21 protein-coding genes are annotated in these 23,098 nt (G+C 67.2%); 10 read left to right on the forward strand and 11 right to left on the reverse strand.

The window, feature by feature from the left end; all coding sequences use genetic code 11:
* Positions 1-140: 140 nt before the first annotated feature.
* From rpmB to EF834_RS02515, 5 genes are all read left to right on the forward strand, one after another.
* Positions 141-377: a 50S ribosomal protein L28 gene (rpmB, locus tag EF834_RS02495; RefSeq protein ID WP_127945445.1), complete on the forward strand. Its 237-nt coding sequence runs from the start codon at positions 141-143 to the stop codon at positions 375-377.
* Between the two features lie 5 nt (positions 378-382).
* On the forward strand, positions 383-547 hold the full coding sequence (gene rpmG, locus EF834_RS02500; protein ID WP_127945447.1) for a 50S ribosomal protein L33: 165 nt from the start codon (positions 383-385) through the stop codon (positions 545-547).
* Positions 548-551: 4 nt separating this feature from the next.
* Positions 552-857 carry a 30S ribosomal protein S14 gene (gene rpsN, locus EF834_RS02505; protein ID WP_127945449.1) on the forward strand — a complete coding sequence of 102 codons (306 nt, stop codon included), beginning with the start codon at positions 552-554 and terminating at the stop codon, positions 855-857.
* 10 nt (positions 858-867) lie between these two features.
* Positions 868-1,122, forward strand: a complete 255-nt coding sequence (gene rpsR, locus EF834_RS02510) for a 30S ribosomal protein S18 (RefSeq protein ID WP_127945452.1) — start codon at positions 868-870, stop codon at positions 1,120-1,122.
* A 123-nt stretch (positions 1,123-1,245) separates the two neighbouring features.
* Positions 1,246-2,172 carry an AEC family transporter gene (locus tag EF834_RS02515; protein ID WP_127945454.1) on the forward strand — a complete coding sequence of 309 codons (927 nt, stop codon included), beginning with the start codon at positions 1,246-1,248 and terminating at the stop codon, positions 2,170-2,172.
* Between the two features lie 46 nt (positions 2,173-2,218).
* On the opposite strand, the gene EF834_RS02520 is transcribed toward EF834_RS02515, so the two are convergent.
* Together EF834_RS02520 and EF834_RS02525 are read right to left on the reverse strand one after the other, a co-directional pair.
* Positions 2,219-4,162: a vWA domain-containing protein gene (locus EF834_RS02520; protein WP_127945456.1), complete on the reverse strand. Its 1,944-nt coding sequence runs from the start codon at positions 4,160-4,162 to the stop codon at positions 2,219-2,221.
* 36 nt (positions 4,163-4,198) lie between these two features.
* Positions 4,199-5,593, reverse strand: coding sequence for an ATP-binding protein (locus EF834_RS02525; protein ID WP_408014443.1), 1,395 nt, complete (start codon positions 5,591-5,593; stop codon positions 4,199-4,201).
* A gap of 85 nt (positions 5,594-5,678) precedes the next feature.
* Between EF834_RS02525 and EF834_RS02530 the strand changes: the two genes are divergently transcribed.
* Positions 5,679-6,644: an alpha/beta hydrolase family protein gene (locus EF834_RS02530; RefSeq protein WP_127945458.1), complete on the forward strand. Its 966-nt coding sequence runs from the start codon at positions 5,679-5,681 to the stop codon at positions 6,642-6,644.
* A 6-nt stretch (positions 6,645-6,650) separates the two neighbouring features.
* Here the strand turns inward: EF834_RS02530 and purH are convergent, their stop codons facing one another.
* The 4 genes from purH to EF834_RS02550 all read right to left on the reverse strand — a co-directional run bounded on the left by purH (position 6,651) and on the right by EF834_RS02550 (position 11,440).
* The gene (gene purH, locus EF834_RS02535) at positions 6,651-8,264 is read right to left on the reverse strand and encodes a bifunctional phosphoribosylaminoimidazolecarboxamide formyltransferase/IMP cyclohydrolase (protein WP_127945460.1); all 1,614 of its coding nucleotides are present in this window, start codon (positions 8,262-8,264) and stop codon (positions 6,651-6,653) included.
* Positions 8,257-8,937, reverse strand: a complete 681-nt coding sequence (gene purN, locus EF834_RS02540; protein ID WP_164874049.1) for a phosphoribosylglycinamide formyltransferase — start codon at positions 8,935-8,937, stop codon at positions 8,257-8,259. Before purN ends, purH begins: the two co-directional genes overlap by 8 nt.
* Positions 8,938-8,955: 18 nt before the next feature.
* Positions 8,956-10,437 (reverse strand): cell division protein PerM, encoded by a 1,482-nt coding sequence (locus EF834_RS02545; protein WP_127945464.1) that lies wholly within the window; start codon positions 10,435-10,437, stop codon positions 8,956-8,958.
* 70 nt (positions 10,438-10,507) lie between these two features.
* Positions 10,508-11,440 (reverse strand): DUF5336 domain-containing protein, encoded by a 933-nt coding sequence (locus EF834_RS02550; RefSeq protein WP_127945466.1) that lies wholly within the window; start codon positions 11,438-11,440, stop codon positions 10,508-10,510.
* 181 nt (positions 11,441-11,621) lie between these two features.
* On the opposite strand from EF834_RS02550, the gene EF834_RS02555 reads away from it, so the two are divergent.
* Positions 11,622-12,257 (forward strand): IMPACT family protein, encoded by a 636-nt coding sequence (locus EF834_RS02555; RefSeq protein WP_127945468.1) that lies wholly within the window; start codon positions 11,622-11,624, stop codon positions 12,255-12,257.
* 69 nt (positions 12,258-12,326) lie between these two features.
* Here EF834_RS02555 and sucD read toward each other — a convergent pair whose 3' ends face one another.
* Positions 12,327-13,229 (reverse strand): succinate--CoA ligase subunit alpha, encoded by a 903-nt coding sequence (gene sucD, locus EF834_RS02560; RefSeq protein WP_127945470.1) that lies wholly within the window; start codon positions 13,227-13,229, stop codon positions 12,327-12,329.
* 15 nt (positions 13,230-13,244) lie between these two features.
* Positions 13,245-14,414: an ADP-forming succinate--CoA ligase subunit beta gene (gene sucC / locus EF834_RS02565; RefSeq protein WP_127945472.1), complete on the reverse strand. Its 1,170-nt coding sequence runs from the start codon at positions 14,412-14,414 to the stop codon at positions 13,245-13,247.
* A 424-nt stretch (positions 14,415-14,838) separates the two neighbouring features.
* On the opposite strand from sucC, the gene EF834_RS02570 reads away from it, so the two are divergent.
* Complete coding sequence (locus EF834_RS02570) at positions 14,839-15,948, forward strand: M23 family metallopeptidase (protein ID WP_127945474.1); 1,110 nt, start codon at positions 14,839-14,841, stop codon at positions 15,946-15,948.
* A 78-nt stretch (positions 15,949-16,026) separates the two neighbouring features.
* Here EF834_RS02570 and pcrA read toward each other — a convergent pair whose 3' ends face one another.
* Positions 16,027-18,423, reverse strand: a complete 2,397-nt coding sequence (gene pcrA, locus EF834_RS02575; protein WP_127945476.1) for a DNA helicase PcrA — start codon at positions 18,421-18,423, stop codon at positions 16,027-16,029.
* 337 nt (positions 18,424-18,760) lie between these two features.
* Between pcrA and EF834_RS02580 the strand changes: the two genes are divergently transcribed.
* The gene (locus tag EF834_RS02580) at positions 18,761-19,054 is read left to right on the forward strand and encodes a chorismate mutase (RefSeq protein ID WP_127945478.1); all 294 of its coding nucleotides are present in this window, start codon (positions 18,761-18,763) and stop codon (positions 19,052-19,054) included.
* Positions 19,055-19,102: 48 nt separating this feature from the next.
* Here the strand turns inward: EF834_RS02580 and EF834_RS02585 are convergent, their stop codons facing one another.
* Positions 19,103-20,566, reverse strand: a complete 1,464-nt coding sequence (locus EF834_RS02585; protein WP_127946047.1) for an NAD-dependent succinate-semialdehyde dehydrogenase — start codon at positions 20,564-20,566, stop codon at positions 19,103-19,105.
* A 67-nt stretch (positions 20,567-20,633) separates the two neighbouring features.
* Between EF834_RS02585 and pgi the strand changes: the two genes are divergently transcribed.
* Positions 20,634-22,283: a glucose-6-phosphate isomerase gene (pgi, locus tag EF834_RS02590; protein WP_127945480.1), complete on the forward strand. Its 1,650-nt coding sequence runs from the start codon at positions 20,634-20,636 to the stop codon at positions 22,281-22,283.
* A gap of 9 nt (positions 22,284-22,292) precedes the next feature.
* Here pgi and EF834_RS02595 read toward each other — a convergent pair whose 3' ends face one another.
* On the reverse strand, positions 22,293-23,093 hold the full coding sequence (locus tag EF834_RS02595) for an FAD:protein FMN transferase (protein ID WP_127945482.1): 801 nt from the start codon (positions 23,091-23,093) through the stop codon (positions 22,293-22,295).
* Positions 23,094-23,098: the final 5 nt, after the last annotated feature.

Below are 23,098 nucleotides of genomic sequence, written 5' to 3' on the forward strand. Positions count from 1 at the left end.
CACCTTTCGAAAACGATTGTCATTACCGACTGAAGACATTACACTCGACCCTCGGCTAACGACAATGATTTTCATCAACTGTGCTTTTCATCAGCTCGGATTTTCATCAACTCGGCCGCCCAGGCCGGAAAGGAGCACCCGTGTCCGCTCGCTGCCAGGTGACCGGCAGGCAACCCGGCTTCGGACGATCCGTCTCGCACTCCCACAAACGGACCACCCGGCGCTGGAACCCGAACCTGCAATCCAAGACGTACTTCCTGCCGGGAGAGGGCCGCCGGATCACCCTGCGCCTGACGCCGAAGGGCATCCGGACCATCGACCGCGACGGCATCGAGGCCGTCGTCGCCCGCATGCGGGCCGCTGGAGAGAAGATCTGAAAACCATGGCACGCAACGAAATCCGACCTCTGGTCAAGCTCGTCTCGACGGCTGGAACCGGCTACCGGTACTACACGCGGAAGAACCGGCGCAACGATCCCGACCGCTTGGTGCTGCGCCGGTACGACCCGGTGCTGCGCCGGCACGTCGACTTCCGAGAGGAGCGCTGAGCAGGTGGCCAAGAAGTCGAAGATCGCCAAGAACGAGCAGCGCAAGCAAATCGTCGCCCGGTACGCCCCACTGCGGGCGGAGCTGAAGGAGACGATCCGGCGACCATCCAGCACACCCGAGGAGCGCGCCGCAGCACAGTCCCGGTTGGCCCGGCTGCCGCGGGACGCGTGTCCGGTACGATTGCGCAATCGAGACGCCACGGATGGACGTCCGCGCGGCCACCTGCGAAAGTTCGGCCTCTCCCGTGTGCGGGTACGCGAGATGGCTCACCGCGGGGAGCTGCCAGGCGTACACAAGTCGAGCTGGTGAAGGAAGAACAATGGCAGTCAAGAGGGCACCGTCGAAGAAGGCTCGCAGCGAGCAGGGCCGCCGCCCCAAGAAGAACCCGCTGATCGCGGCCGGCATCGACACCGTCGACTACAAGGACATCAACCTCCTGCGCACGTTCATCTCGGATCGCGGCAAGATTCGCAGCCGCCGTGTCACGGGCCTGACCCCTCAGCAACAGCGTCAGGTCGCCACCGCCGTGAAGAACGCCCGCGAGATGGCACTGCTGCCGTTCACCAGCAGATAGGTCGCGGCACCGCGCAGATCCCGGCCGGCGGACGGTCGGCGCAACGGCGTGCGCCGATCCCGCCCCCGGGGTCGGGTCTAGACTCTCGCCGAGTTCTCGTTCGGTTTTGGAGGTGCCCGCCGCGTGTCGGGTGTGGTCGCCGGCTTCACGGTCATCTTCGTCGTCATCGCGGTCGGGTTCTTCCTCGGACGCAGTGGCACCCTCGGAGACCACGGACAGTTCGTCCTGAGCCGGCTGGTGTTCTTCGTCGCGACTCCGGCGCTGTTGTTCGACACCCTCGTGAACTCCGACCTGTCGGTCGTCTTCTCCCCCATCCTCGCGGTCGCGGCCGCTACCGCGTTCGCGGTCGCCGGAATCTATTTGCTGATCGTGCGCCTGTGGCTGCGCCGGCCACTACCGGAACTCACGATCGGCGCGCTCGCGTCGTCGTATGTGAACTCGGCGAACCTCGGCATCCCGATCGCCGTCTTCGTCCTCGGCAACGCATCGTTCGTCGCGCCACTGCTGCTGTTCCAGATCATGATCTTCTCGCCGATCGCACTGACCGTGCTCGACATCAGCACGATGCAACAGACCTCCTCGCGGATCGAGACGATCACCGCGCCGCTCAAGAACCCGATCGTGCTGGCGGGCGCGGCCGGGCTCGCGGTGGCGGTGTCGGGCTGGACCCCGCCGCAGGCGTTGATGCAGCCGTTCAGCTTGATCGGCGGCGCCTCGGTTCCCGGCGCGCTCCTGGCATTCGGGTTGTCCCTGTACGGAGTACGGGTGCTCGAGAAGGGGTCCAGTCCCCGCCGAGATGTCGCTCTGGCTTCGGTACTGAAGATCTGCGTCCAACCGGTTCTCGGGTACCTGATGGCCCGATACCTGTTCGGGCTCGACGGCCACGAGCTGTTCGCCATCGTCGTCGTCTCGACCCTGCCCACCGCGCAGAACGTCTTCGTCTTCGCCAGCCGCTATCAGCGCGGCACGGTGCTCGCTCGCGATGCCGCGTTCGTCACGACCCTCGCGTCGATCCCCGCCATCGCCCTCGTCGCAGTGCTGCTGACCTGAGCAGTGCTGCTTGACCTGAGTCGAGCCTGGGGCACGCTCAGCCCGATTACCGCCCTGGCCGGCGCAGCCGCATGTAGTCGCTGACGAGCGCGGCCCCCAGGCCGTCGAGGTCGGGCGCGACGACCCGGCCCCCGACGCGTTGCGCCATCCGGTCGACCACACGCGCCAGGCCGGGGTCGTCACCGAGCCGAAAGATCGTCACCTGCGCACCCAGTCGGGCGAGGTTGTCGAGTTCGCGCACCGTCAACCCCAGGGTCCGAACGCTGGGCGGGTAGTCGAAGAACGCCTCCCCGCCGGGTTCGAGGTGGGCGGTCGGTTCGCCGTCGGTGACGATGAGCACCACCGGCTGCGCGTTCGGGTGCCGGCGCAGGTGCCGGGCCGCCAGCAGCAGAGCGTGGTGCAGGTTGGTGCCCTGATCCCATGCCCCGTCCAGGCCCGCGAGTTCCGCCGCCGACAGCGTCTCGGCGTAGCGACCGAACCCGATGAGCTGCAACGCATCTCCTCGGAACCGCGTAGTCACCAGGTGGTTCAGGGCGAGCGCGGTGCGTTTCATCGGCACCCAGCGTCCGTCCATCACCATCGAGAACGAGGTGTCGACCAGCAGAGCCACCGCGGCCTGCGCCCGCTGCTCGGTCTCCACGATCTCGACGTCGGCCACCGTCATCCGCACCGGCATCCGGCCCGGCTCCCGCAGGATCGCGTTGGTCAGCGTCCGCGTGACGTCCCAGGACTCGGTGTCGCCGAACTCCCATGGCCGTGACGCCCCGGTCGGCTCGCCCATCGCGCCGGCGCGGCGGGTCTCCCGTTGTCCGCCGCGGTCCGACAGACGTCCGGCCACGTCCCGCAGGGCCGTCTGGCCGAGTTGCCGCATCGCCTTGGGCGACAGCCGCCACTGCCCGTCCGAACCACGATCGAAGAACCCCTGCTGCTGCAACGCCCGCTCGAGGTCCGCGAGGGTGCGAGCATCCACGACCGCCTGTTCTCCGACGTGGCGGGCCAGTGCCTCGGTGTCGATATCGTCGAGTTGCGCACCCGGATACTGTTGCGACAGTTGCTCTGACAGTCGTTCGAGTTCGGCGACATCCTCGACGGCCGACGTCCCCTCTCCCAGACCGAGGCTCTCGTCCCCTCGGAACCGTGCCGAACCGTTCCAGTCCTCGGCCGGGCGGGCGGCCTGCAGGTGCGCATCCAACCGGTTCAGCTGGTCCATGAGGGAGGGATCGCCGAAAGCCTGCTGTGCCAATGCATCCAGTTCGGCTCGCTGGTCGGGTGTGAGCGAGTTCCGTAATCGCTGGGCAGCGGCAGCTCGGCGCGACAGCGAGTCCAGCAATTCCTCGGTGTTCCGGGGGTTCTCGGGGAAGTACTCACCATGCTTGTCCATGAAGTCGTCGAACTGCTGGGTGGTGTCCTCACCACGAGTATGACTGTCCAACAGGGAGTTCAGATCCTCGAGCATCTCCCGAATCCGCTGGCGGTCTGCGTCGGTGGCACCCTCGAGCTGTCGCTTCATACCCGCGAACCGCTGGTCGAGCAGCTCCCGACCCAGCAGATCGCGGATCTTCTCGTAGTCCTCCCGGGCCGCGCTGCTGCGCCAGTCGTAGTCTGCGAGGTCTGCGACCGCCTGCGCGGTCGACGGTGGCAGTTCCTCGATCCGCATCTCCGCGAACCGCGCGTCCTCGTCGAGGGCACGGGCCAGGGTCTTGCGTTCCTCGAGCACGGCGTGGTCGAGCAACTCGCGAACCTCGTCGAGTGTTCCACCGAGATTGTTGCGCGACAGCAGTTCTCGCCGCCGCTGGTTGGCTCGCGCCGCGAGGTCGTCGAGGCCGCGCCGGCCGTCGAATCCGCGCCGCAACAACTCCCGCAGGGCCTGCCGCGGCGAGGCACCCTCGAGGACGTCGTCACCGATGACGGCCAACGCCTCCCGCAGGTCCACCGGAGGGGCCAGCGGATCGCCACCCTCGTACGGTCCGTACCGCGCGCCGCGGGACATCATGCCTCCCTGTACGAGTTCCGACTACGAATAGATCTACGAATAGATCGTCTGCCCATTGTCATCCGGGTTCTTCGAGATCCGCCGGGCTAGATAAAGACCCTCGAGGGCGAGTTCTGCGGCCGACGCCCGTTCCCCGTCGGTCGCGGACCCGAGCCGGTCCGCTATCTGGTCGAGCACCTCGAGTTCCGGCAATTCTCCGAGCAGTGCCTTCGCCGTGACGCGTTCGCCGGTCACCACCGGATGGCCACCTTCGATGGTGGTCACCAACGGCGCGAGGTCGATTCCGCCCAGTTGGGCGCGGACGGTGTCGGCGGTGGCGCGCCGGAGCAGGTGCTCGAGGATCTCGAGTTCGCGCCCCTCCTCCCCCGACTCGAACTCCACCTTGCCGCGCAGCACCTCGACGATCGTGCCGAGGTCGATCGGCCTGGCAACGGCGTCGGCCTCGCCGAGCACCGCACTGCGATGCACGGCGGCTGCGCTCACCGTCTCGGCACCGGCGACCGCGAAGCGAGCCGAGACTCCCGATCGCTGATCCACCGACGTCGATTCGCGCAGCAGCCGGGTGAACCGGGCCAGCACCTCGAGCAGATGGTGCGGCACGACGGCGTGCAGGTTCGCCTCCTGTTGGATCACCGCGATCTCGTCCCCGAGCAGCGACGGGTAGTGGGTGTGAATCTCCGCTCCGAAACGGTCCTTCAGCGGGGTGATGATTCGGCCGCGATTGGTGTAGTCCTCCGGGTTCGCGCTCGCGACCAACAGCACGTCCAACGGCAGCCGCAGCGTGTACCCACGAACCTGGATGTCGCGTTCCTCCATCACATTCAACAGCGACACCTGGATTCGCTCGGCGAGGTCAGGCAGCTCGTTGATCGCAACGATGCCGCGGTGGGCTCGCGGCACCAGGCCGAAGTGAATGGTCTCCGGATCGCCGAGGCTGCGTCCCTCCGCGACCTTGACGGGGTCGACGTCACCGACGAGGTCAGCCACCGACGTGTCCGGCGTCGCGAGCTTTTCGGCATACCGCTCGCTCCGATGTCGCCATGCGACCGGCAGGGTGTCCCCCAGCTCCGCGGCCCGGCGCAGCGAGATCGGGGTGATCGGCTCGTACGGGTGCTCGCCCAACTCGGAGCCGGCGATCACGGGCGTCCATTCGTCGAGCAAAAGGTACAGGGTTCGCAGCAGCCGCGTCTTACCCTGGCCGCGCTCACCGAGCAGGACGACGTCGTGTCCCGCGATGAGCCCCCGCTCCAGCTGGGGCAGGACCGTTTCCTCGAAACCCACGATGCCGGGCCACGGATCGACCCCGTCACGCAGGGCTGCGAGGAGGTTCTCCCGCATCTCGTCCTTGACCGAGCGCTGGATGTGGCCGGACGTGCGGAGGTCGCCGACGGTCCGGGCCAGGTGGGCGGGCGGTGTGGCAGTCACCACTCCAAGTTACGAGTGTTCTTGCAATTCGGCACCTGGTCGGCAATCCCGTGCGCTGCGGTCTGCCCGCTCTGATAGACACAGGGTCATGGGCGACAACGAAATCACGTTCACCACAGGTGACATCACCCTGCACGGCAGCCTGCGCCTCCCGGCAGGTTCCGGTCCCGACACACCCGCGCCGGCGGTGCTGCTGCTCGCCGGTAGTGGACCGACCGATCGCAACGGCGACAGCGCGCTCCTTCCCGGTTCGATCGGCACCCTCGGGTACCTTGCGGACCTGCTCGAACGACACGGCTTCGCGAGCCTGCGCTACGACAAACTCGGCAGCGGGGCCACCGGGCTCGGCCCGTACGAAGTCGAGGACATCGGTGATCTCGGGTTCTCCGTGTTCGTCGACGCCGCGGCCAGTGGACTCGAATTCCTCGGTGACCGGGCCGCGGTCGACCCGAAGCGGATGTACGTCGTCGGCCACAGTGAGGGCGCACTCATCGCACTCGCACTCGCCGACAGAGGAGTAGACATCGCCGGTCTCGGCCTCCTCGAGCCCATGGGCGTGCGGTTGCTGGATCTGCTGACGACCCAGATCGACACCCAGCTGGCCGCGGTTGTCGCATCCGGACAGCTCCCTGTCGAACTGGCCGACGAACTGCGTCTGGCCCTCGCCGGCGCGGTCGATTCGCTGCGCACCGAAGCGACGCTGAGCGACGACCTGCCCGATCCACTGCGCGCCGCCGGTCTGGTGCCGACGAACGCTCGGACGCTCGCGGAGGAGGATGCGCTCGACCCGCGTGAGCTCGCCGGGCGGCTGCCCGCCGGCCTGCCCGTCGTCACGAGTTCCTCTGCCAAGGACATCCAGCTGATTCCCGGCGACATCGACGCGCTCGACGCGGCCCTCGGCCACACCACGCTGACATCGGTGCGCATGACGACCTCGAATCACGTGCTCAAGGAGATCGGTCACGCGGTCTCCACCGGCGCCGACTACGTGCAGGCGCTGCCGTGGTCGACCGAGTTCACCGATGGATTCGAGGGCTGGCTCGGCACGCTCTGAGCGCGATCAGTGCGCGAAGTGGCGCGCACCGGTCAAGTAGAGCGCGACGCCAGCCTCGCGGGCCGCCTCGATCACCTCGTTGTCACGGACCGAACCACCCGGCTGGACCACGGCGCGGACACCGGCATCGAGCAGGACCTGGAGTCCGTCCGGGAACGGGAAGAACGCGTCCGAGGCGGCCACCGACCCCTTTGCGCGATCACCGGCACGCTGAACGGCCAGGTGCGCGGAGTCGACGCGGTTGACCTGGCCCATTCCGACACCCACCGAAGCCCCGTCGTGCGCGAGCAGGATCGCGTTGGACTTGACGGCGCGACATGCGCGCCACGCGAATTCGAGATCCGCGAGGGTCTTCTCGTCGGTGGCCTCACCCGCGACGAGCGTCCAGTCGGCCGCGTCGTCGCCATCGGCGTCGAGGACGTCACGGTCCTGCAGCAGCGCACCGCCGGAGATCGGACGCAGTTCGACACCGGTCGCGATGGGTGCGACGGCCTCGAGCACCCGGATGTTCTTCTTCCGCGTGAGCACCTCGATGGCACCCGGCGCGTACGACGGGGCGATGACGACCTCGGTGAAGATGTCGGCGACCTGCTCGGCCATCTCGACCGTCACCGTGCGGTTGGCGGCGACGACCCCGCCGAACGCGCTGACCGGATCGCACGCGTGTGCCTTGCGGTGTGCCTCGGCGATGTCGGCGCCGACCGCGATCCCGCACGGGTTGGCGTGCTTGATGATCGCAACGGCCGGCTCGGAGTGGTCGTAGGCGGCGCGCCACGCAGCGTCACCGTCGGTGTAGTTGTTGTACGACATCTCCTTGCCGTGCAGTTGCTTCGCCTGCGCAAGGCCCGCCGGGCCGGCTGGGCTGTCGTACAGGGCTGCCGCCTGATGCGGGTTCTCTCCGTAGCGCAGCACGGCCGAACGGTCCCACGTAACACCGACCCAGGCGGGCAAACGCGACAGTGCAGAGTCCGCCCCCGCAGAATCCGCCCCCGCAGAATCCGCAGTAGCGTCGTCCGCGACGGACTCGACCATCGTCGACGTCATCCAGGTGGCGACCGCGACGTCATACGAAGCGGTGTGCTGGAAGGCCTGCGCGGCCAGCGCGGTGCGTTCGGCCAGTGTGAATCCACCGGCCGCAACCGAAGCGAGCACGTCGTCGTACTTGGTCGGGTCGACGACCACCGCGACGGACGGGTGGTTCTTGGCGGCTGCGCGCACCATTGACGGGCCGCCGATGTCGATCTGCTCGACACAGTCGTCCGGGGTGGCGCCCGACGCCACGGTCTGGGTGAACGGGTACAGGTTGACGACCACCAACTCGAACGCCTCGATGCCCAACTCCTCGAGCTGCGCCAGGTGCTCCGGCTTTCGCGTATCGGCGAGGACGCCGGCGTGTACACGCGGGTGCAACGTCTTGACCCGTCCCTCGAGGCACTCCGGGAAGCCGGTCAGGTCTTCGACCCTGGTGACCGGAACGCCGGCCCCGGCGATGGTGGCGGCGGTGGAGCCGGTGGACACCAGCTCGACACCGGCCTGGTGCAGGCCGCTAGCCAGTTCGACCAGGCCGGTCTTGTCGTAGACGCTGACAAGTGCTCGGCGCACAGCCTTGCGTTCACTCACTTGGGATCACGGCCTTTCGTCCGTCTGAAACAACACCTCGAAGAGCGACGGCAGCCACGACCTCGGCCAACAGTCGTCGCTCGACAGTCTTGATGCGCTCGTGCAACGTGGCCTCGTCGTCGTCGGCCCGGACCTCGACCGGCTCCTGCGCCAGGATCGGTCCGGTGTCGATGCCGTTGTCGACGAGGTGAACCGTCGCCCCGGTCACCCTGACGCCATATGCGAGCGCGTCACGCACCGCGCGTGCGCCGGGAAACGACGGCAGCAGCGCGGGATGCGCGTTGAGGATGCGGCCCCCGAAACGCTCCAGGAACGCGGGCCCCAGGATCTTCATGAAACCGGCGCTGACCACAAGGTCGGGTGCGTGTGCGGCGACAGCTTCGGTCAATGCGACGTCCCACGCACCTCGGTCGGCGTGGTCGTGCAGCGCGACGCAGAAGTTCGGGATGCTCGCGTCGGCCGCGTGCTCCGCTGCCGCGCAGTCCCGATCGACCGCGACCGCGACGATGGTCGCGGGATAGCCCTCGGTCTGCGTGGCGGCGATGAGCGCCTGCAGCAGGCTGCCCGTCCCCGACGCGAGTACGACGATCCGGGCGGGCACTGCAGGCCGCAACTGGTCACGAGTGGCAGTCAGCGCACTACTCCTGGTTTCGCAAGACGGTTCCGGCCTCATCGCAGGCCGGGTAAGAGCCTAGTCTCCCCGGGATGCGGGACCGTCCGGCAGGTCGTCGTCAACCGACGGTGGAGTCGCCGTCTCGTCGACGACCTCGGTTTCGGCGGCCGTCTCGGGCGGTGACTGCGAGGTGGTCTCCGCCGTCGTCTCTGGTGTCTCGGTGTCCGCCGGCTCCGACTTCGTGCCCGCCTGCGCCGGTTCCTGTTCGCCAGCCGCGCGGAACCGCATCGTGGGCCGCTCGAGGCGCTTGACCTCGAAGACGGGGTCGTCACCGTCGGCGGGTGCCCCGTCCTTCGTAGCGGTTGCCCCCTCCGTCGACCCCGTCCAGCGTCCGTCGGACCCGATGCGGTTGCGTCGGGCGACAAGGGCGCCTACCAGCAGCCCGGGCACGACCAGCCAGGCGAACGTGATCAATCCGAGGACGCCGGGAACCACCCCGACATATCCGAAGGACCCGATATCGCCGCCGGCCAGGAATCCCACCAGGGCGGCGAGCACACCGACGCCGGCCGCTGCAGACGCGACCATGTACGCGGTTTCCTGCATGGGCAGTCTCGAACGCCCGCAGTCACGCCCGAGCAGTGCGCCAACCACCACCGGCACGACGAGCAGAACGGGCCACGCGCTGCCCACCATCTCGGCGGGAGTTCCTCCCAGAACCGGAACGGGCGGCACCGCCCCGGGGACGACCTCGAACAAGCTGAGTGACGTCCCGCCAACCTGCGCCGTGCCGCCGACGATCACCGCCGCCGCCCCGACCGCAACGTTGGGCAGATACAACACCGACAGCACGGTCTGTCCGAACACCCCGACGATGCCGAAGTCGCCATCCATCAGTGCGCCGACCTCGGACCACGACCACACCAGGGACGCGACCGTCGCCGCGGCACCAGCCGCGAGCAGCAGTCCGGCTGCCCGCGCTGCTGGGCGTACCGCCTCGGGAACCCAATCCGGTACCCCCAACCGGACACACTCGGACCGCCCGACGACCGACGCGACACCTGCGCAGGAGGCGCCGAGGTGGACACCGCCGACCAACGCGAGCGCCAGCAACGCGTTCGGCGACTCCAGCGCGGTCACCGCCGACGCATCGGAGATGACGGCGAGTGCGACGAGCGTCGCCGCGAGCGGTCCGGCGACTGCCGCTCCAACCACCCAGCTCGCCTCGCGTAGATCGGTCTCCCGCGTCACCGCACGCGCACAACCACGCCAGACAGCCCACACCAGCAACGCCGTGGGCAACAGAGGCAGGATCCCCAGCGGTGCATCAGCGATGCTGAGCGAAACCTGATGCAACGCAAGCCAACTCGCGGCAGCAGCCCCTGCCGCACCGGTCAGGTCACTGTTCGACGACACCAACGTAGCCACGACTGCAACGCAGATCAGGGCGACGGCGACGCCAGTCGGGCGCAACGCCACCGAGAGCAGGGCCCGGGTCCGGTCCGAGCCGGGACGGCTGGGGGTGTCACGGCGGTCGCCGCGAGCAAGCAGAGAAGTCATCGGATCGAGGGTCGCACCCGCGCTCAGCTACACCGCTCAGGCGCGCCGAGCCGTGGTGTGCCCCACACGATCACTTGTTCTGGTCGTCCGTCTTCTCGTCCTTGACGTCCGTCTTGTCGGCCTCGGCGCCCGTCTTGTCGGCCTTGCCCTCCTGCGCGGGCCGTGTATCGAATGCCTCCGTCGGTGCAGAGACCGCGTCCGGCGACGGCGCACCCGGCTGCGACGGCGGCTGCTGCCCCACCGGCGGTGTCGGCGACTGCTGCGGCATCTGGTGTGTGGGCTGCTGCGCCTGGTACGCCTGGAACTGTCCGTACGGTGTGGTCGGCTGCTGCGGATAGCCCGGCGGGGGCTCCTGCGCGGAGTGACCCCCGGCCTGACCGTATCCTGGCATCTGCTGCGAATACCCCTGCGGGGCAGGATAACCCGAGGAACCGCCGTAGCCCTGAGGAGCGCCGTAACCTGGTGGCGTCTGGGGAACGCTGTAGCCCTGCGGGTGACCGTAGGCTGCCGGATGTACGTGCGTGCTCGACGGTCGCCCCTGCGGCATCTTCACAATTCCCGTGGCGAACAGGAAGACCAATACCGCAGCGACAGCCTGGATGAACCCGATAACCAGGATCGCGATCCCTCCGCCTGCCAGACTGCGGCCATCAGGAAGGCTGAGCGTGAAGACGAACGACACCAGGAAGCCGACAAGCGACGCAACCGCCGCCGGAGCCACATAGTCCTGCTCGGGCAGTAGCGAGATTCCGGCCAGCAAGCCACCCGTCAGAAGGAACGCCAGTGGGATGCCTCCAATACTTTGGAACGCGCTCACCGTGACGTAGAACGGAGAGCCGACGTTGGGCGAACTCTCCAGGTACGGCGCGAACCCGAGCAGGAAGCTCACCACACCGAGCACCAGCACGCCTAGGCCGAGGTAGAACGACAGCCCCCGCGCCCCGCTCATGGCCGGCGGCTGCGGGGGCTGACCGAAGCTCGACCCTCCGTCGGAATAAGTCATGTCTGCTCCTAGTACGGGAACCACGGGTCCCATGAACGCTACCCGCAACGTCGGCAAAGCTGCCGCTTCTGCCTGTAAAGAGCCATTGTTCCAACAGGCGAGTCTTCCCAACAGGCGAGTCTTCCCGACAGGGCGGTCTCCCCCACAGGGAGCTCGGGCGGGCGGACAGGGAAGATGAATCATGCCTTTCACCCTGACCGCAGGTTCGGACGTGGTCGTGGAGACCGTGGTCAAGCATTCCCGGTTCGTCGCGACCCTGCGGCGGGTAGACAGCCCGACAGACGCTCAGGACTTCGTCGATGAGCAGCGGCAGTTGCATCCAAATGCGCGGCACCACTGCCGGGCGTACGTCACGGGCAACGGACCATCCGAACGTGCGGAGCGATCGAGTGACGACGGGGAACCCAGCGGGACTGCCGGGGTGCCGATGCTGCAGGTGCTACGGGCCCGCGAGTTGGTCGACGTCGCGGCGGTCGTGGCACGGTATTTCGGCGGTATCAAGCTCGGCGCCGGTGGGCTCGTTCGCGCCTATTCGGGCGCTGTGGCGGTGGCGGTGGACACTGCGACCGAGGCATCGCGGTTACGGAGCCGAGAACGTCTCGACTTGATGTCGCTCGTGGTCGGACACGACACCGCCGGCCGCGTCGAGGCCGAACTCCGCAGCCGAGGGGTCACGGTGGTCGCCACGGACTACGCCACCGCGGTGACCTTCACCCTCGCGACGCGGGATCCCGGGTACCTGGCCGCTGTCGTCGCCGAGCTCACCGTCGGCAGGAGCGAACTGGTGCCGGCGGGCGTTCGTTGGGTGGATACCTGAGACGTGAACGGCGCCCACCGTCGAGCGAAATGCCCTGGCGGCGAGCGCCGTTCGTGTGATCTAGTTCGATCAGAGGTTCTTCAGGATCTCCCGAGCGAGAGCCGCGGTCTCGGACGGCGTCTTGCCGACCTTGACGCCGGCCGCCTCGAGGGCATCCTTCTTGGCCTGCGCGGTGCCCGAGGAACCGGAGACGATGGCACCGGCGTGGCCCATGGTCTTGCCCTCCGGAGCGGTGAAGCCCGCAACGTAGCCGACGACCGGCTTGGTGACGTTCGCCTTGATGTAGTCGGCCGCACGCTCCTCGGCATCGCCACCGATCTCACCGATCATCACGATGACCTTGGTCTCGGGATCCTTCTCGAATGCCTCGATCGCGTCGATGTGAGTGGTACCGATGACCGGGTCACCGCCGATACCGATGGCGGTGGAGAAGCCGAACTCACGCAGCTCGAACATCATCTGGTAGGTCAGGGTGCCCGACTTGGAGACGAGACCGACCGGCCCCTTGCCCGTGATGTTGGCCGGGGTGATGCCGACGAGCGCCTCGCCCGGGGTGATGATTCCGGGGCAGTTGGGGCCGATGATGCGGGTCTTGTTGCCCTTCTCGACGTTGTAGGCCCACGCGTACGCGGAGTCCTGCACCGGGATGCCCTCGGTGATGACCACGAGCAGCGGGATCTCCGCGTCGATGGCCTCGACGATGGCGTCCTTCGAGAAAGCCGGGGGAACGAACGCGATCGACACGTCCGCGCCGGTCTCCTTCATGGCCTCCGCGACGGTTGCGAAGACCGGCAGCTCGACCGGGTTGCCGTCCTTGTCGGTGTGCGAGACCACGGTTCCGGCCTTGCGAGCGTTGACGCCACCGACGACCTGGGTGCCGGCCTTCAACATCAGGGCGGTGTGCTTGGTGCCCTCGCCGCCGGTGATGCCCTGGACGATGACCTTGGAGTCCTTGGTCAGGAAGATAGCCATTGTTCTGTGTGTCCCTTACTTCGCGGCGAACGCGAGCTCGGCAGCCTTGTCGGCGGCCTCGTCCATGGTTGCGACGACCGTTACCAGCGGGTGGTTGGCCTCGGCGAGGATGCGACGACCCTCTTCGACGTTGTTGCCGTCCAGGCGCACGACGAGCGGCTTGTTGGCCTCGTCGCCCAGGGTCTTCAGCGCGCCGACGATGCCATTGGCGACCGCGTCGCACGCGGTGATGCCGCCGAAGACGTTCACGAACACGCTCTTGACCTGCTGGTCACCGAGGATGACGTCCAGGCCCGCTGCCATGACCTCGGCGGATGCGCCGCCGCCGATGTCGAGGAAGTTGGCCGGCTTGACGTTGCCGTGCTTTTCGCCGGCGTACGCGACGACGTCCAGGGTCGACATGACCAGACCTGCACCGTTACCGATGACACCGACCTCGCCGTCGAGCTTGACGTAGTTGAGGTCGTGCTCCTTGGCCTTGAGTTCGAGCGGATCCGTCGCGTCCTTGTCCTCGAACTCGAGATGTCCGGGCTGACGGAAGTCGGCATTGGCGTCCAGCGTGACCTTGCCGTCGAGGGCGAGGATCTGGTCGTCGGGTGTGCGGACGAGAGGGTTGACCTCGACGAGGAGCGCGTCCTCCTTGACGAAGACCTCCCAGAGCTTCTGGATGGTGACCGCTGCGGCGTCGAGCACCTCGGCGGGCAGGTGTCCCTGCTCGGCGATGCTGCGCGCGAACGCGAGATCGACACCCTTGACTGCGTCGACGGGGACCTTGGCGAGGCGCTCTGGCTTGGTGGCGGCGACCTCTTCGATCTCCACGCCGCCCTCGACCGAGCACATCGCCAGGTAGGTGCGGTTGGTGCGGTCGAGCAAGAAGGAGATGTAGTACTCCTCCGCGATGTCACTGGCCTCGGCGACGAGGAGCTTCTTGACGAGGTGGCCCTTGATGTCGAGCCCGAGGATGTTCTCGGCGTGGGTCTGCGCATCGTCCGCGGTGGCGGCGTACTTCACGCCACCGGCCTTGCCACGGCCGCCGACCTTGACCTGCGCCTTGACCATCACGGGCTTGCCGATTTCCTCGGCGATCGCGCGAGCACCGGCAACGGTGTCGGTGACACGTCCGGCGGACGTCGGTACGTCATGCTTGGCGAAGAGTTCCTTCGCCTGGTATTCGAAGAGATCCATCTGCTCACCGTCTCGTCTGCGTTGACGCCCGCTCAGGGGTAGGAGCGGGTCCGTGTCGGACTCTAACGAGTTCAATCAATCAGCTATCGCTCGCCCACATGCTATGTGGCATATGTCACGCGACGGCCGCTGCACCCTCTGAGAATCCGATGAACTCCGGTAGCCTCAACCCCCACGACGCACCCGTCCGGCCGGGCGTTCTTCCAACGGCGCGACCGGATGCAGATCGGGAAGCAACGCAGCGAGGTAGCCCGCTAGATGAACGGGACCATTTGGGATGTTTGACATCCTCCCAGCTGACGTTGTGACGACAGTCACATCCTCCCATTTGTCCGGTCCTACAGGTTGCTCCATCGCAACCATTTCGTTACCGTCGGCTCGTCTAAGTCACAGACAGGTCACGGGCAGGAGGACGGCAGGGCAAATGCGCCACCGCACTCAGTTCAGCGCCAGCCGCTTCGCTCAGACTGCCCCGGACACCAAGATGTCCCCGGCTACACCAGTTCACGAGTTCAAGCGCCTTCACGAGTTCGAGCATCGCAATCCGGCGGCGGAGCAATCTCCGGACGGGCTTACGGACGGGGTCACGACCAGTTATCCGACTGTCTCGTCGGTTCGTTACACCGAAACCGAAATTCCTGAGCACAACTCCGTAGTCGACAGCGACGCCGACCCTGAGATCGTCGGCCACAGTGGAACCGAGAACATCGGGGGACCCGAGAACTCCGAGGGACCCGAGCGCCCGACCGCAAACGTCACCGCCCCCCGCCGCGGTGGCCAGCACCGCCTCCCCGCTCCACCCTCCGCCCTCAAGGGCCGTGCCGCTGTCGTTGCAGTCGCCGCTGGCGCAGTCGTCGCCGCCGGCCAGGCAGCGACCGATGGCCCAGCGAAGAAATCCGACCAAACCGAGGTCGAACTCACCGCCGCCAACTCCGTCGCCGCTACCGCCGCTCCGCAGGCCGCCCAGTTCAGCGACATCGCGCAGTCCTCCACGGACGAACAGTCCTCCACGGACGAATCCGCACCGCAGGTGCTCGCGCTCGCAAAGCCGACCGATCTGGGCCAGTTCTCGAACCTGCTCGCCAAGGGCCAGCGCTTCAGCGAGGAGCGGGCCGCCCGAGAGGCCGCCGCCCGCCGCCCGCTGTTCGTGCTACCCGCGACGGGCACCCTCACCTCGAATTTCGGCGCCCGATGGGGAAGCCTGCACGCCGGCGTCGACATCGCGAACGCGCTCGGCACCCCGATCTACGCGGCGGCCGACGGCGAGGTCATCGACTCGGGCCCGGTTTCCGGCTTCGGCATTTGGGTTCGTATCCTGCACGCCGACGGCACCATCACGCTCTACGGCCATCTCAACTCCACGCTGGTCACGGTCGGCCAGAAGGTCATGGCCGGCGACCAGATCGCCACCATGGGCAACACCGGCTTCTCCACTGGCCCCCACCTTCACTTCGAGGTCCACCTCGGCGGCGCGAACAAGATCGACCCGGTTCCGTGGCTTGCTACACGCGGGATCAGCCTCGGCTCCTCCTAGCAAGAGGCTCAGCCCCCTAGCAGGAACGCCGGTGCCGTAGAGCCCTGACGCTCGGGGCACCCCTTCCCCCATCCCGCCTCAGAGCTTGACCATCGGCACGCCGCCGATCAGCATCAACCGGACCTTGCCGGCGGACCCGAAGTCGATCGTGACGGTGGCGGTCGGTCCGCTCCCCTTCGTCTCGAGCACCTTGCCGAGACCGTACTTGTCGTGGCTGACCCGGTCGCCGACCGCGAGAACGAGATTGTTGCTGCGTCCGCGCGGAGCTCCGAATCCCGAACCGCCGGACGCGCCGAGACCCTGCCCACGCGGGCGACCGCCACCGATCGCTCCGCCGCCGAGTACGCCCGGATCCTCGCGTCGCCAGTTCACCAGCTCCGCCGGAATCTCTTGCAGGAAACGTGACTCCGGATTCGTGACCGGTTGCCCCCACGCCGAGCGGACAACGGCACGGGTGAGGTACAGCCGATGACGTGCCCGGGTTATACCCACGTAGGCCAGGCGCCGCTCCTCCGACAGCTCGGCTGGATCTCCGAGCGCCCGCATATGCGGGAACTGGCCGTCCTCCCAGCCCGTGACGAACACGACGGGGAACTCGAGACCCTTCGCGGTGTGCAGTGTCATCAGGGTGACGACACCCTCGCCCTCGTCGGGCAGTTGATCGGAGTCCGCTACCAGCGACACCCGTTCGAGGAATGCCGCGAGCGAGCCCGGGTCAGGCAGACCCTCACCCTCGACGCCCTCGCCGGAATCCGCATCATCCGCGGCGAACGCGGCCGCGTTGCGCGCATCGGAACTGAATTCTCTCGCAACGCTCACTAATTCGTTGAGATTGTCGATACGGGTGCCGTCCTGCGGGTCGCTGCTGGCTTGGAGCACCCGCAAGTACCCGGTTCGGTCGAGAACCGCCTCGATGATCTCGCCGATGTCGGTGAGATCGTTGCCGTCCGCATCGCTGGTCACCATCAGAGCGCGCAACCCGTCGACCAACTCGAGGAACGACGCGATCGCCTTCTGCGCCCGAGTGCCGAGCAGCGGCACGGTGCCGTCGGCTCCGGCGCGCAGGGCCTGCGCGAAGCCGATCCCCTTCTGCTCTGCGTACACCGACACGCACGCCTCGGCGCGGTCGCCGATTCCACGGCGCGGGGTGTTGAGGATGCGACGCAGGCTGACCGCGTCGTCCTCGTTGGCGAGCACCCGCAGGTACGCCACGATGTCGCGTACCTCCTTGCGTTCGTAGAAGCGCGTTCCGCCGACCACCTTGTAGGGGATGCCGAGGCGGATGAAGATCTCCTCCAGTGAGCGTGACGAGTTATTGGTCCGGTAGAACACCGCAACGTCGTTGAACTTCACCTCACCGGCGTCGACCAGACGGTCGATCTCCGATGCCACGAACTGTGCCTCGTCGTGCTCGTTGTCGGCGACATAGCCGATGATGAGTTCACCCTCGCCGGAGTCGGTCCACAGCCGCTTCTCACGACGCCCGGTATTGCGGGAGATGACCGAGTTGGCGGCTGACAGGATGTTCTGCGTCGACCGGTAGTTCTGTTCGAGCAGGATGGTCTCGGCCTGGGGGTAGTCGCGCTCGAACTCCTCGATGTTGCGGATCGTCGCACCACGGAAGGCGTAGATCGACTGGTCGGCGTCGCCGACGACGCACAGTTCGGCAGGCGTCACGGAGTGCGGGTCGTCGGTCGGCTCGCCCACCAGCTCACGCACCAGCACGTACTGAGCGTGGTTGGTGTCCTGGTACTCGTCGACGAGGACGTGCCGGAACCTGCGCCGGTAGTACTCGGCGACCTGTGGGTGCGATTGCAGCAGCGAGACCGTCTCACCGATCAGGTCGTCGAAATCGAGCGCATTCGCGGCCCGTAGACGCTCCTGGTACTGCGTGTACACGCGCGCTACGAGCTTGTCGAGGTCGTTGGAGTCCCCGTCGTCCGAGCCACGGTCGGCGGCTGCCGCCGCCTCCTGCGGGCCGATCAGCTCGTTCTTGAGGCTCGAGATCTTGGTGGCGAACAGCCGCGCGGAGTAGCGCTTGGTGTCGATGTCGAGATCCTTCGAGATCATCGCCAGCAGGCGGCGCGAGTCATCGGCGTCGTAGATCGAGAAGTTCGAGTTCAAGCCGGGCAGCAGACCCGACTGGGCGCGCAGGATCCGCACGCAGCTGGAATGGAACGTCGACACCCACATGCTGTTTGCGCGCAAACCCACCAGTCCCGCAACCCGCTCGCGCATCTCTGCGGCAGCTTTGTTGGTGAACGTGATCGCCAGGATCTGTCCCGGCCCCACGCCCCGCTCAGCCAGCAGGTAAGCGATTCGGCGGGTCAGGACGGCAGTCTTGCCGGACCCCGCGCCCGCAACGATGAGTAGCGGCGATCCCGAATGCAGGACGGCCTCCCGCTGCTGGGGATTGAGACCTTCGAGCAGGGACGCAGACGACGGCACCGCTGGGGAGCCCGAAATCGTGTTCATCGTCTGTCAACGCTACCGGCGAAGGCCGACACCGTGGCACAAGACCGATACCACTGGGCGAGAACGCGGCAACCCGCTTGGGTTGCACTCGTTCGCGTGGCAAACTGGAGCGGTGATCTCCGCTGTGCAGGAACCCCGGCCGGGCGCCCGATGGTGCTCGTCCCAGGAGCACTGGCGATTTCCCAGCGGGTACCGACCGACGGTGCCCGCGACTTGATCCCCCGCGAGCCCCGAGGTCCACACCGGATCCCGGGGCGTTCTTGTGTGAACGGGACCCGGATTCGTAACGGTCCGAGGGACTCGAACGAACCTAAGTTCTGACACGAGGAGAAAACTTATGAGCAGCCCGACCGCAACGCCTTCATCCCAGTCACCGGTGCCCTCGAGCAAGGCCGAAATCGACGAACTCCGCAAGGAGATCGACCGGCTCGATGCCGAGATCCTCGCTGCCATCAAGCGGCGCAGCGAGGTCTCCCAGATGATCGGCCGCACCCGCATGGCGTCCGGTGGCCCGCGCCTGGTGCACAGCCGGGAGATGAAGGTGCTCGAGCGCTTCAGCGAGCTCGGCCAGGAGGGCCATACCCTCGCGATGCTGCTGCTGCGCCTCGGACGCGGGCGGCTGGGGCACTGACGACTGGGGCACTGACCAGGGGCTCCTTCGCGGGACTCCCCGATCCGCTCAGGTGAGCGCTATGTACTTGGTGTCGAGATACTCTGCGATACCCTCGCTACCGCCCTCCCGGCCGAAGCCGGACGACTTGACGCCACCGAAGGGCGCCGCGGTGTCGGAGATGACACCACGGTTGACGCCGACCATCCCGGTCTCGAGGGCGTCGCAGACCCGTAGTGCACGGTCGAGGTCGCGGGTGTAGATGTACGCGGTGAGCCCGAACTCGGTGTCGTTCGCGGCGGCAATCGCCTCCTCCTCGGTGTCGAACCCGGTGATCGCCGCGACAGGACCGAACACCTCCTCACGCAGTATCCGTGCCCACGCGGGCACGTCGGCCAGCACGGTCGCGGGATAGAACCACCCCGGGCCGGCGGGGGCGGTCCCGCCGAGCAGGACCTTCGCACCGGCCTGTACCGCATCGTCGACCAGGTCGGTGACGGTGGCGAGTTGGTCGGCATTGACCAGAGGCCCGAGTGTCGTCTCGGGGTCGATTCCGGGCCCCAGCTTCGACGCCGCCATCCGTTCGGTGAGCTTCGTGGTGAACTCTTCGAGAACGGCGTTTGCGACGTGGAAACGGTTTGCCGCGGTACACGCCTCTCCCCCGTTGCGGAGCTTTGCGAGCATGGCCCCCTCGACGGCCGCATCGACGTCGGCGTCGTCGAACACGACGAACGGTGCATTGCCGCCGAGTTCCATCGAGGTGCGAAGCAGGCCTTTGGCGGACTTCTCCACCAGTTGCCGCCCGACGGCCGTGGATCCGGTGAACGTGAGCTTGCGCAGCCTCGGGTCCTCGAGCAAGGGCTCGGTGAACGCGCCCGCGCGCGACGTCGGCAGCACCGAGAGCACGCCCTGCGGCAGCCCCGCCTCGACGAACAGTTCGGCGAGCGCGAGCATCGTCAGCGGCGTCTCCGCCGCGGGCTTGACGATCATCGTGCAACCGGCGGCGAGCGCCGGTCCTATCTTCCGGGTGCCCATCGCGAGTGGGAAGTTCCACGGGGTGATCGCCAGGCAAGGGCCGACGGGCTGCTTGCTCACGAGAATGCGCCCGTTGCCTGCCGGGGCCGACTGGTACCGACCCGACATCCGGACGGCTTCCTCGGCGAACCAGCGGAAGAACTCGGCACCGTACTTCACCTCGGCTCGGCTCTCGGGCAGGGCCTTGCCCATCTCGAGCGTCATCAGTTGCGCGAACGTCTCGGCGCGGGCGGTGATCTTCTCGAACACTGCGCGGAGCAGTTCGGCGCGGTCGCGGGGCGGGACCCGGGCCCAGCTCGGCTGCGCGGCAGCGGCCGCGTCGAGTGCCCTGACCGCGTCGGCGGGGCCGGCGTCGGCGACCTCGGTCAGGACCTGTCCGGTTGCCGGGTCGTGAACGGGGTACGCGGCACCGTTCTCGGCATCGACCGGGGTTCCTCCGATCCAGAGTTTGGTGGGGACGGCGCGAATCAGTTGGGCTGGGTCCATATTCCCCATCATGCGCCAGCTTCCTGCCGGGTGAGAGTTGCCGAGAATGTCGGGTGTCGTGGCGATAAGCTGATCTTCCATGAGCACAGACATCGCCGGTACCGCGGCCTGGACGACCCTGGATGCGCATCATCGAGTGATCCAATCTGCCCATCTGCGAGACTTGTTCGCTCAGGATCCTCAGCGCGGAACCGAGATGACCGTGTCGGCGGGCGACCTGTACATCGACTACAGCAAGCACCGCGTAACCCGCGAAACCGTTGCTCTTCTAGTCGATCTGGCGCGTACTGCACGGGTCGAGCAGAGACGCGACGAGATGTTCGCCGGTGCCCACATCAACACGTCCGAGGACCGCGCGGTGTTGCATACCGCGCTTCGACTCCCCGCCGACGCCGAGTTGACGGTCGACGGCCAGGACGTCGTCAGCGACGTGCATGCGGTGCTCAGGCGCATGGGCGAGTTCACCGATCGTCTGCGGTCCGGCGAGTGGCGCGGTGCGACCGGCGAGCGAATCCGCACGGTCGTCAACATCGGGATCGGGGGCTCCGATCTCGGGCCGGCCATGGTGTGCGGCGCACTGCGCCACTACGCCGACGCCGGGATCTCGGCCCGGTTCGTCTCGAATGTCGACCCGGCGGACCTGGTGGGAACGCTCGCGGACCTCGATCCGGCCACGACATTGTTCGTCGTGGCATCGAAGACCTTTTCGACGCTCGAGACGCTGACGAACGCGTCGGCGGCCCGGCGATGGCTCGTCGACGAACTCGGCGAGGAAGCCGTGCCGAAGCACTTCGTCGCGGTTTCCACACATGCGGATCGGGTCGCCGAGTTCGGCATCGACACCGCCAACATGTTCGGCTTCTGGGACTGGGTCGGCGGGCGCTACTCGGTGGACTCGGCGATCGGCCTGTCGGTGATGGCGGTGATCGGCAAGGAACGGTTCGCGGAGTTCCTGGGCGGCTTCCACGCGATCGACGAGCACTTCCGTACCGCGCCGCTCGAGCAGAACGCGCCGGTGCTCCTCGGCATGATAGGGCTCTGGTATTCAAGTTTCTTCGACGCCGAATCCCGTGCGGTGCTCCCCTATTCGAACGATTTGGCGCGGTTCGCGGCGTACCTGCAACAGCTGACGATGGAGTCCAACGGCAAGTCGGTGCGCGCGGACGGTACCCCGGTCACCACCAAGACCGGCGAAATCTTCTGGGGTGAGCCCGGCACCAACGGCCAGCATGCGTTCTACCAACTGCTCCATCAGGGCACCCGCCTGGTGCCGGCGGACTTCATCGGCTTCGCCGAACCGACCGACGACCTGGCGACGTCCGATGGCACCGGCAGCATGCACGACATACTGATGAGCAACCTGTTCGCCCAGACCAAGGTGCTCGCGTTCGGGAAGACCGCCGGGGAGATCGCAGCGGAGGGCACTGCTGCGGAGCTGGTGCCACACAAGGTAATGCCGGGCAACCGTCCATCGACGACAATCCTGGCACCGCAGCTCACACCGTCGACGATCGGCCAACTCATCGCGCTCTACGAGCACCAGGTGTTCGTGGCCGGCACGGTCTGGGGCATCGACTCGTTCGACCAATGGGGTGTGGAACTCGGCAAGGCTCAGGCACTCGAACTCGGTCCGGTGCTGACGTCGACGCAGGCGCCTCGTCGGCAGTACGACTCGTCGACCGATGCCCTGGTGCGGTGGTACCGCGCGCAGCGCGGCCGGGTCGTCTGAACCGCACAGCTACGCCGCGTACGGGCGGCTCCAACCATCGGTCATGTAGACCCGCCCCGCGCGATCAACCAGGCGGGCGGCGAGGTCTTGCTCCTCGAGCCAGGTCACGGCACCTACACCGCGTTGGATCGCCGCGGCTGCCGCTCCGTAGGCCCACAGCGCGTCGTCGTCGATCACGGATACCTGCTCCCATTCCCCTCCGACCGGATTGTCGCGCCCGTAGCTGTCATCTGCGTGGACCGTGGCCATTGCGGTCCCCGCGTGCAACTCCACCGCTCCGTCCCCGGGGACGGGAATCTGCCAGCCGCCGGCCGGGGGGTGTCCGGCCGTGGCGACGACGGATCCGATCCGAACCATGACGCCGCACTCGAGGTCACTTGCAACCAGTGCAGCCGCCCGGTCCGCGGTGTCGGCCTTGGCGGTGTCGGCGATGTCGAAGAACACGCCCCACGGCGCGAGGACGGTTGCGTTATCGACCTGCACGTCGGCGAACGTGGGTTCGGGATGAATGGGAGGGATGCCCGAAGGCGAATCCTCGACCGCGAGTGGGCTCACGGCGCCATCGGTCATCCGGGCGACCCACAGGGCAGACCGCAACAACCGGGCCAACCGCGTGCTTACCTGTACAGGTGATCCTTGAGCCAGGTTGACCGCGTGGATCTCGGCGTCACCGCGTTGCAGACTGCACGCGGACTCCGCCTCGGCGAGCACCGTCACCACAAGATCCTCCGCAGGTCCCAGGGCAGCACCCTCAGTCACCTGGACTTCGATCTCCTCGTTCCAGGCGCTCCACCGGGTGACGACCATCATGACCG

This window comes from Rhodococcus spongiicola, from assembly GCF_004011835.1.
Taxonomy (GTDB): Bacteria; Actinomycetota; Actinomycetes; order Mycobacteriales; family Mycobacteriaceae; genus Prescottella; species Prescottella spongiicola.